General features: G+C 57.6%; 10 protein-coding genes. 4 read left to right on the forward strand and 6 right to left on the reverse strand.

Annotated elements, in window-relative coordinates; genetic code table 11:
- Positions 1–108: 108 nt before the first annotated feature.
- From ygfZ to thrS, 6 genes are all read right to left on the reverse strand, one after another.
- Positions 109–849 carry a CAF17-like 4Fe-4S cluster assembly/insertion protein YgfZ gene (ygfZ, locus tag ACTG4M_RS11870; protein WP_439123874.1) on the reverse strand — a complete coding sequence of 247 codons (741 nt, stop codon included), beginning with the start codon at positions 847–849 and terminating at the stop codon, positions 109–111.
- A gap of 58 nt (positions 850–907) precedes the next feature.
- Positions 908–1480 carry a DoxX family protein gene (locus ACTG4M_RS11875; RefSeq protein ID WP_439123875.1) on the reverse strand — a complete coding sequence of 191 codons (573 nt, stop codon included), beginning with the start codon at positions 1478–1480 and terminating at the stop codon, positions 908–910.
- 26 nt (positions 1481–1506) lie between these two features.
- The gene (locus ACTG4M_RS11880) at positions 1507–2241 is read right to left on the reverse strand and encodes an HvfC/BufC family peptide modification chaperone (RefSeq protein ID WP_439123876.1); all 735 of its coding nucleotides are present in this window, start codon (positions 2239–2241) and stop codon (positions 1507–1509) included.
- On the reverse strand, positions 2238–3095 hold the full coding sequence (gene bufB / locus ACTG4M_RS11885; RefSeq protein WP_439123877.1) for an MNIO family bufferin maturase: 858 nt from the start codon (positions 3093–3095) through the stop codon (positions 2238–2240). The genes ACTG4M_RS11880 and bufB overlap by 4 nt, the downstream gene beginning before the upstream one ends.
- A gap of 90 nt (positions 3096–3185) precedes the next feature.
- Entirely contained in the window at positions 3186–3491 is a 306-nt protein-coding gene (locus ACTG4M_RS11890; RefSeq protein WP_439123878.1) for a BufA1 family periplasmic bufferin-type metallophore, read from the reverse strand.
- 234 nt (positions 3492–3725) lie between these two features.
- On the reverse strand, positions 3726–5672 hold the full coding sequence (gene thrS, locus ACTG4M_RS11895; RefSeq protein WP_439123879.1) for a threonine--tRNA ligase: 1947 nt from the start codon (positions 5670–5672) through the stop codon (positions 3726–3728).
- A 307-nt stretch (positions 5673–5979) separates the two neighbouring features.
- Between thrS and ACTG4M_RS11900 the strand changes: the two genes are divergently transcribed.
- The 4 genes from ACTG4M_RS11900 to ACTG4M_RS11915 form a co-directional block, all read left to right on the forward strand.
- Positions 5980–6225, forward strand: coding sequence for a hypothetical protein (locus ACTG4M_RS11900; RefSeq protein ID WP_439123880.1), 246 nt, complete (start codon positions 5980–5982; stop codon positions 6223–6225).
- Between the two features lie 104 nt (positions 6226–6329).
- Complete coding sequence (locus ACTG4M_RS11905) at positions 6330–7577, forward strand: MFS transporter (protein ID WP_439123881.1); 1248 nt, start codon at positions 6330–6332, stop codon at positions 7575–7577.
- Between the two features lie 62 nt (positions 7578–7639).
- Positions 7640–8380, forward strand: coding sequence for an alpha/beta hydrolase (locus tag ACTG4M_RS11910; protein ID WP_439123882.1), 741 nt, complete (start codon positions 7640–7642; stop codon positions 8378–8380).
- A gap of 92 nt (positions 8381–8472) precedes the next feature.
- Positions 8473–8926, forward strand: a 454-nt coding sequence (locus ACTG4M_RS11915; protein WP_439123883.1) for a histidinol dehydrogenase, incomplete at its 3' end; no start/stop codon positions are given.

The following is an 8926-nucleotide window of genomic DNA, read 5'->3' on the forward strand; positions in this document are numbered from 1 at the left end:
ATATGAGGGAACAGTCAAACCCAAACGGGCGGCGCCGCTTCTTCTTCGACAGTCATTCAAACCACCAAATGCCCCACCAATCCGGCCGGGGCGCGGCGTTTCATGCGCCTATCGCGCGTCGTCCCACGAGATGACGGCGTCGCCTGCGTGCATCTCACCATTGGCACGATCAAAGCGCAGGTAGGCAAGCCCTTTGCCGCCGGCTTGCGTGAACAAGGTTCCGGCTGGTTTGTCCCCCGCCAAGATATCGGTGCCCACAGGGGCTGCACCGTTAACAGATAGTTGCGCCAAGCCTTTGCGCAGCGTGGTCTTGTGCTTCATCCGCGCAACGACCTCTTGCCCGACGAAACAGCCTTTTTTGAAATCGACGCCGTTCAGGCGTTCAAAATCCATCTCAAGGATAAAGCTGTCCCCTGTCAGTTCCACATCGCTTTCCGGCACAGCGGCGGCGACGCGTACGGCGTCCCAATCCACGCTGTCGTCTCCCGGCTGCCCGGCATACCCGCGCCAACCCATCGCGTCGTTGCGTGGGTCGGCAAACGCGCCGTCGGGGGGCATTCCCAGGCCGCGGGATACGGGACGATCGGTCTCTTCAATTTCAACGGCAGAACGCAGCTTGTACATCATCAGAGCCTGTTTGATCCCGGGCGCGAGAGACGTGGCAATATCCATCAGTATGGCGTCGCCATCGGGGACCAGAAAGAAATCTGCGCGATACTTGCCCTGCGGCGTCAGCATTGCGGCGTAGACAAGCCCATGATCCAGCTTGGTTACATCATTGCTCACTAGCCCTTGCAGGAAATCCCGTGCATCTGAGCCGCTGATCTTGAGAACTGTTCGGTCCGTCATGTCTGCCTCATGCCATGTGCCAGACACAGATAACGGTCAGTGCCAAAGGTGCAAGGGGTCAGGCCGTGACGGGCGAACCGAGGATTTGCCGCGACAGGATACGGTCAAGCGACAGTGCACCCGCTCCTTTGATCACCAGCGTGACGAGAATGAGCATCCAGAACGCCCGCTGATCAAGGATGACACTGTCCGGCACCTTGTCGAACCATGCGCCCAGTGTTTCCGCGTGAGCGATGCCGCCGTGGCCGTAAAGGTCGGTCAGTGATTGCACGACGACAAAGCCGATCATTCCAACGGAAGCCAAACGCGTGAAAAGCCCGATCACGATAAGCAGTGGAAGGATGAACTCAGCCCATGTGCCAGCAACGACAACTGCCCAGTGAAAAACGCCAAGCTGCGAAACGTCATAGACGACGGCTTCCATCTGCTTGGGAAAGATCTGCGCATAGGCCCCGGTGGACGGGATGAAGATACCCATGACGCCGTCGCCCAGTTTTGTCAGTGCAGAAGCCCAAAAATACATCAGCAATGTCGCCGCAAAGACGAACCGCGCAAGCAGGGGGACCAGACCGTCGAACATACGTTCGATCGTGGAAAACAGCGAATTGTGCAGAAAAGTCAGGCGGTCCATGGCGGCGGTCTTTCGGTTTGAGAAAATCAGTGATTCAGGGCGGTTATCGCATTTTGTGTCAGCAACAGGTTAAGCAGCGCAGCAAGGTCAAACCCGTCACCTCCCGTCTCAAGCGCCGCACCAAAGGGTGTTCCGTTCTGCAGCGCCTGCACAACGTCACCCGCACCACTGCCGAGGAGGAACGGCTCTGGGTCATATTCGGCGCGTAGGATCAATACGTCTTGTGCAGCGCCTGTGGGTTTTGGACCATTGCGCAGCGTGTAATGCCAGATCGACCCGATAGGCCATTGCGACCGCAGTAGGATCATTGATGGGGCGAAATCGAAGGTGGACGCCAGCAACGTGTCTTCGTCCAGCGCCTGCAAGGCGGTCGGCTCGATCCCAGTGCTATCGGCGGTGTGGTAGCTTTGCCGCATCGCCACGTCGATCCGCGCGACATCCGCGAGGTAGGGCAGATGCGCCAATTGTTCGAGCGTGACCACGAAATCGGGCAGGCCAGCGCCATAGTGCATCATGAGCGGTGAGGTTGGCGGCGACTGCCGCAGATAAGCGCGGGCCACGTGGTCGAAATTCTCGCGTCCGATCAGGCCGACAAGCGACGGAAATCCTTCGGCCAATGCCTCACGCAGGGACACGGTGACGTTGTTGCGGTAGACGCCATAACGCCGCCCTGCAGGTTGGTCGTGGCCATCCGTCAATCCCTCGGGGATCGGGGCCGCAGGGTTCAACAGCCCGCTGTGAAAGGCGGTTTGATCGGTCATGCCAACACGCGCGTCAGGGATTGTGACGCGCGGCGCGCCTCGTCCGCCAGCACAGGCCAATCGGGCACATCGGTGTCCCACTCAACAAGCACAGGTTTCGGGCCTGATTTGGCGAGGGTGTAATCGAGCAACGACCAGACCGGGTCCACCACTTCGCGGCCATGGCTGTCGATCAGTAAGGGGGCGCCATGGTCATCTTCGTCTTCATCATGGCCGCCAAGGTGGATTTCTCCAACAGCGTCAAGTGGATAGGCGTCGATATAGCCTTGTGGCGAATAGTCGAGATTGGTGGCGGACACGAACACGTTGTTCACATCAAGCAGCAGGCCGCAGCCGGTACGGCGCACGATCTCGGCCAGAAAATCGGTTTCTGACCACGTGCTTTCGGCAAATGCCAGATAAGATGATGGGTTTTCCAGCAGCATCCGGCGACCCAGCTTGGTCTGCACTTCGTCAATATGATCGGCAACGCGGGTCAGCGTGGCGGCTGTGTACGGCAGGGGCAGCAGGTCATTGAGAAAATGACTGTCATGAGTCGACCACGCCAGATGCTCAGAAAAGCTCGCTGGGTTGAGCCAATCGCAAAGGTGCTTCAACCGGTCAAGGTGATCCGCGTCCAACGGGCCTTCACCGCCGATGGACAGGCCAACACCGTGCACGGAAATTGGAAATCGTTCGGACAGGACACGCAACTGCGCCAAGGGGCGACCGCCTTGGCCCATGTAATTCTCGGCATGCACTTCGAGCCAACCTACCGGGCTCGGATCGTTCAGAATGTCACTGAAATGCTGCGCCTTATAGCCAACGCCGGGCAGGGCGGGCAAATGCGGAAAAGCGGAGGTAGCGTCAGGCATGGCGGTGTCCTTCTGGTGCAAGCCGGGCAGAGGCCCGGCCTACGGAGTTTGGTGCGGGTGGCCGGACCAATGCCCGACGCACCCAGAACTTTAGCCCTGCGGCAGGTCGCGTTCCATCGCTTCAAGCGAACCCATACGCTCGGAGCCGTCTGCCATCGCGGGCAGTTCGATGTCAGCGCATGTGCCAGCGTCAACAAGTGTCCATGCATTGCCCTGATAATCAACGGTCGAGCTGCCGGCGCATGTTGTGCCCGGGCCTGCTGCGCAGTCGTTCTGACCGGCAAGGGAAACACCAAAGCACTTTTCCTTGGCTTGTGCGGAAGCTGTTGTTGTGTGTGCGGCAAGGCTTGCAGCGACGGCACCGACGATCGCAACGGTTTTGAGTGTTTTCGACATGAGGATGATCCTTTTAGGTTACTTTACTGTTTGAACTCGTTCGACGATGCGTCTGCCCCGTCGATGTACCGACAATGCCCCGCGTCAGCCTGTCGCGCTATTCACGGCGGTGTGTTTCACGCGTGCGTGACGTTCAGTGAGGCAAGTCACGCTGATTTTTTGTTTGTTTTCAGAGAAATAGAAAAGGCCCCGTAACAATACGGGGCCTTTTTGAAAGTTTCCAGCGCAGGAATGTTACAAAAGGTCGGGTGGAGTCGCCTCTTCCTTAAGGCTGCTCACGATATCCGCCATTGATGTTACAGAAGTTTGCTTCTCGCCCAGGCGCCGAACGGTGACCGTGCGTTCCTCAACCTCGCGGTGGCCGATGGCCAGGATCACAGGCACCTTGCCAACCGAATGTTCGCGAACCTTGTAATTGATCTTTTCGTTGCGGATGTCGGCTTCGGCCCGCACACCGGCTTTGGTCAACTCTGCCACGACCTCGTGGACGTAGTCATCTGCTTCGGACACGATTGAGGCGACAACGACCTGACGTGGGGCCAGCCAAAATGGCAGCTTGCCGGCGTGTTCTTCGATCAGGATCCCGATGAACCGTTCGAACGACCCAAGTGTCGCACGGTGCAGCATGACCGGGCGATGTTTGCTGCCGTCCTGACCAATATAGGTCGCGTCAAGCCGCTCTGGCAGTACGAAATCCACCTGAAGGGTGCCGCACTGCCAGTCGCGTCCAATCGCATCGGTTAAAACGAACTCAAGCTTGGGTCCGTAAAACGCGCCTTCGCCTGGATTTAACTCGAACTCGCAACCTGCGGCAGCCGTGGCCGCCTTGAGGGCTGCTTCGGACTTGTCCCAGACCTCGTCCGATCCGGCACGGGTGTCCGGACGGTCTGAGAATTTGACCTTGAAGCTTTCGAAGCCAAGGTCGGTGTAGATTTCTGATAGGAAGTCGATAAAGCGTTTTGTTTCATCTTCGATCTGGTCCTCTCTACAGAAAATGTGGGCATCGTCCTGGGTGAATCCCCGCACACGCATGATGCCGTGCAAGGCCCCAGAAGGTTCATACCTATTGCACGAACCGAATTCGGCCATACGCAATGGAAGATCGCGGTAAGACTTTAATCCCTGGTTAAAAATCTGGACGTGACAGGGACAATTCATTGGTTTGAGCGCATTGACCGCTTTTTCGCGGGCATGTTCTTCATCAACTTCGACGATAAACATATGTTCCTGGTACTTGTCCCAGTGCCCCGACGCCTCCCACAATTTGCGATCCACCACTTGGGGTGTATTGACCTCGACATAGCCGCCGGTGGTCTGTTTGCGACGCATATAGTCTTGCAGCATGGTGTAGATGCGCCAGCCGTTCGGGTGCCAGAAGATTTGACCGGGGGCCTCTTCCTGCATGTGAAAAAGGTTCATCTCTCGGCCCAGCCGACGGTGATCGCGCTTATCGGCCTCTTCAAGGAAGGTCAGGTACTTTTTCAGGTCATCGCGATTCTTGAATGCCACACCGTAGATGCGCTGGAGCATCGGGCGGGTGTTGTCGCCAAGGAAATACGCGGCCGAGACATTCATGAGCTTGAACGCATCGGCTGGCACCTGACCGGTATGCGACAGGTGCGGGCCACGGCACAGATCCATCCATTCACCATGCCAATACATGCGAATGTCTTCGCCCTCGGGGATCTTATCGAGGATTTCGACCTTATAGGGCTCGTTGTTGTCAGTGTAGTGCTGGCGGACCTTGTCACGCGACCACAGTTCGGTGCGGACGGCATCGCGGGCGTTGATGATCTCTTTCATCCGCTTTTCGATTGCACCAAGGTCTTCCGGCGTGAAGGGTTCTGCGCGGTCAAAATCGTAGAACCAGCCATTGTCGCGCACAGGGCCGATGGTGACTTTGACGTCGGGCCAAATCTCCTGCACGGCGCGAGCCATGATATGCGCAAGGTCATGCCGGATCAGTTCGAGCGCCGGTGCGTCGTCTTGCATCGTGTTGATGGCGATGCTGCTGTCTGCCGGGATCGGCCATTGCAGATCCCAATGCGCGCCATTCACGGTGGCAGAAATGGCTTTCTTGGATAGCGATTTGGAAATGCTCTCGGCGACTTCGGCAGAGGTAACCCCCGCGTCGTAATCGCGTGCATTGCCATCGGGGAAGGTCAGGGAAATCTGGCTCATTGGCCCAGCTCCTCGTCAGTTTGGCGCCCACGGAACGCCCGGTTGCGGGTTATGTACGTGCGCGGCTTTTGGCAGGGGGGCAGGAGTAGGTCAAGATGTGGAAGGTCTGAAACGACCCGGTGAGTCGCCTCTTTTTGACTTGGTCGCGAAAGATTCTTGCGTGGTATACCAATGTATTATTGGAAAACGTTTATAAACAATGGGTTAATCTTTGTTTTCGCTATGGACGAAAGCGACGTAATTGCTATGTATAGCGACATTCCACTATCGGAAACTTTTGACGTCACGCGACACGGGGGAGCAGACAATGCCCGGTTACAATACGAAATTCGAATTGACCGTCGATGACATGGAACTGATCGAGGACGCGCTGCGGACCACAAAGCGGTCGCTGAACACCGCCGTGATCGATCAGGATGCGGACCCAATGCAGCCTTGTGAAAACACCCGCGAAGTTGATGCGTCGATGAAGCGGATCAACGATCTGCTTGGGCGTTTGCACAATCAGAAGAACTTTTACCGCCCCAAAAGCGGCGCCTATATCGGTGGTTAACCAAGCGGCGGGCGGACGCCGCCCGCGCTATCCAGTGTAAGGCGGAACTGTTTCCTTGCCTTATGCGTTTGCCTGCGGTTGCTCACAACCACAGGACCTGATTCATGAATCACCCCGTTACCGACGCCTATGAAGGCATCACCGGCGCCGACGAAGACGTGCACGATCGCGAAGCACGCAACGGGTTGCGCCACATGGTCAGCCTGTCAATGACCAAGGTGGCGGATGGATTGATCGACCCGAAACTTGTGCTCAGTTGGCTGGCCGGTGCGCTTGGTGCACCTGCTGCGCTGACCGGCCTATTGGTGCCGATCCGAGAGGCGGGGGCGTTGTTGCCTCAAATCCTGATGGCTGGATGGGTTCAGTCAATGGCGCATCGCAAATGGGCTTGGGTTATTGGATCGGCAGGACAAGGGATCGCTGCGCTGGGCATTGTGCTGATTGCGCTGACCATGGAAGGGTTTGCCGCCGGGTTGGCGCTCTGTGGCGCATTGGCGGTGCTGGCAGTGTCGCGGGCGGCGTGTTCCGTCAGTTACAAGGATATCTTGGGCAAGACAGTGCAGAAAACCCGGCGCGGTGCTGTGACCGGGGTCGCCGGCTCCACTGCGTCGATTGCGGTTTTGATCTTTGCGGGCTTATTGATTTCGGGTCTGCTTCGCGACGTGACGCCGGTGATCATCGCAATCGCCATTGCCGCAGGGCTTTGGGCCTTGGCGGCAATGCTGTTTTCCCGGCTTGAGGAAACGGTGTCCGAGGAAACCGAAGACACCCGTGTCGATTTCACACCCTTGAAAGAAGACAAACAGTTTCGCCTATTCATTCTGGTCCGTGGGCTGCTGACGGTTACTGCGTTGGCGCCGCCCTATTTCGTTTTGCTCGGGGGAGGGCAATCGGCGTTGCAGGGTCTTGGCGCCTTGCTATTGGCTTCAGCGGCTGCGGCCTTTGTCAGCAGTTATGTCTGGGGCCGTTTGTCGGACCGATCATCGCGCAGGGTCCTGTTCCTGTCAGGTCTTCTGGCGGCGGTGTTTGCCGGGCTGGCCGTTTTCGCAGAGCTGAGCGGCGTTGCAACAACGGTTTGGGTGATCCCGGTAATCCTATTTTTCTTTATGCTGTCTTACCAAGGCGTCCGGTCAGCGCGATCAGTCTATCTGGTCGATATGTCCCCCGAAGATGCGCGGTCTTCTTATGCCGCCTTGGCCAACACTGCGATTGGGGTGTTGTTGCTGATCACCGGCGCTTTCGGTGGTGTCTTGGCCTTGGCCGGACCGGTAGCGTCTTTGACCGGGTTTGCCCTTTTGTCACTCATCGGGGGTGTCTTGGCCTTGCGGTTGGATGAGGTCGAAAAGGGCTAGGATGCCTATTGGGTTCCAGCGCGCTTTGCGTAAAGTCTTCGTAAACAGATTTGGAGGCGCACGTGACATCCATTCAGCATATCGACGGACCTAACGGGCACCGACTGGCCTATGCCAAGACCGAAGGTGATGGCCCGACAGTCGTGTTCCTTTCGGGGTATAAATCTGACATGGAAGGCACCAAGGCGGTGCATCTGGAAGCGTGGGCCAAGCTGAATGGCTTTTCTTTTCTGCGGTTTGATTATTCCGGCCACGGTGTGTCAGACGGTATGTTCGAAGAGGGCTGCATTGGCGACTGGGCGCGTGATGCGCAGGCGGTAATCGAGTCGACATGCGCCGGGCCGGTGGTTCTGGTCGGATCGTCGATGGGCGGCTGGATCGCATCGCTTATGACGCAACGCTTGGCCCATGTTGTGGGCTTTGTCGGCATCGCCGCCGCGCCGGATTTCACCGAAGATGGGTTCTGGGCCGGGTTCTCTGAAGACGAGCGGCGTCAGGTTATGGAGGATGGACAGGTCGCTTTGCCGTCGGATTATGGCGATCCATACATCGTCACCCGTCGCCTGATCGAAGATGGACGCAAGAACCTTGTCCTGCGATCTCGGCTGCACATGCCATTTCCGGTGCGATTGATGCAGGGCACGGAAGACACCGCCGTCAGTCGCGAAACCGCGTTGCGGTTGCTGGATCATATCGACGGGCCGGATGTGCAATTGACGCTGGTCAAAGGTGCGGATCATCGGTTTTCCGAACCGCAGAACCTGCGTCAGATCGAAGATGCAATCCTTGCTGTGATGGTCTAAGATGTGGTTATTGCAATCGTATGCAAAATTCGCTTGAGAGGCGCTGAACGCTTGCTATGCTGTCCCCCGATACTGAACACGGGGGAGGCGACATGGCCGAATATCTCAAGCGGGGAAAGCCCGAAACTGAACGCGCGGAAGATGACGCCAAGACCCGCGCCGTGGTTGAGACGACACTGGCGGATATCCAAGCACGGGGTGATGCGGCGGTCCGTGATTTGGCGGCAAAATTCGACAATTACACACCCGAGAGCTTTCGCCTCACTCAAGATGAGATCGATGCGCTGATCGCCGAGCTGACGCCGCGCGAGCTGGACGACATCAAATTTGCCCAGGAGCAGGTGCGGAATTTTGCCCAAGCGCAGCGCGATTCCATGTTGGATATCGAGGTCGAGACGATGCCGGGTGTGATCCTTGGGCATAAGAACGTCCCCGTTCAATCAGTGGGCTGCTATGTGCCTGGCGGCAAGTTTCCGATGGTGGCCTCGGCGCATATGTCGGTGGCGACAGCGTCAGTGGCCGGGGTGCCGCGTATCGTTGCTTGCA

Origin of the sequence: Marivita sp., from assembly GCF_965656765.1 — a bacterium.
In the GTDB taxonomy this organism is placed as follows: Bacteria; Pseudomonadota; Alphaproteobacteria; order Rhodobacterales; family Rhodobacteraceae; genus Marivita.

What these genes read in the sequence shown, in the direction of transcription:
- ygfZ (WP_439123874.1), bottom strand. Translation starts at nt 849, where the DNA reads ATGACGGACCGAACAGTTCTCAAGATCAGCGGCTCAGATGCACGGGAT.
- ACTG4M_RS11875 (WP_439123875.1), bottom strand. Translation starts at nt 1,480, where the DNA reads ATGGACCGCCTGACTTTTCTGCACAATTCGCTGTTTTCCACGATCGAA.
- ACTG4M_RS11880 (WP_439123876.1), bottom strand. Translation starts at nt 2,241, where the DNA reads ATGACCGATCAAACCGCCTTTCACAGCGGGCTGTTGAACCCTGCGGCC.
- bufB (WP_439123877.1), bottom strand. Translation starts at nt 3,095, where the DNA reads ATGCCTGACGCTACCTCCGCTTTTCCGCATTTGCCCGCCCTGCCCGGC.
- ACTG4M_RS11890 (WP_439123878.1), bottom strand. Translation starts at nt 3,491, where the DNA reads ATGTCGAAAACACTCAAAACCGTTGCGATCGTCGGTGCCGTCGCTGCA.
- thrS (WP_439123879.1), bottom strand. Translation starts at nt 5,672, where the DNA reads ATGAGCCAGATTTCCCTGACCTTCCCCGATGGCAATGCACGCGATTAC.
- ACTG4M_RS11900 (WP_439123880.1), top strand. Translation starts at nt 5,980, where the DNA reads ATGCCCGGTTACAATACGAAATTCGAATTGACCGTCGATGACATGGAA.
- ACTG4M_RS11905 (WP_439123881.1), top strand. Translation starts at nt 6,330, where the DNA reads ATGAATCACCCCGTTACCGACGCCTATGAAGGCATCACCGGCGCCGAC.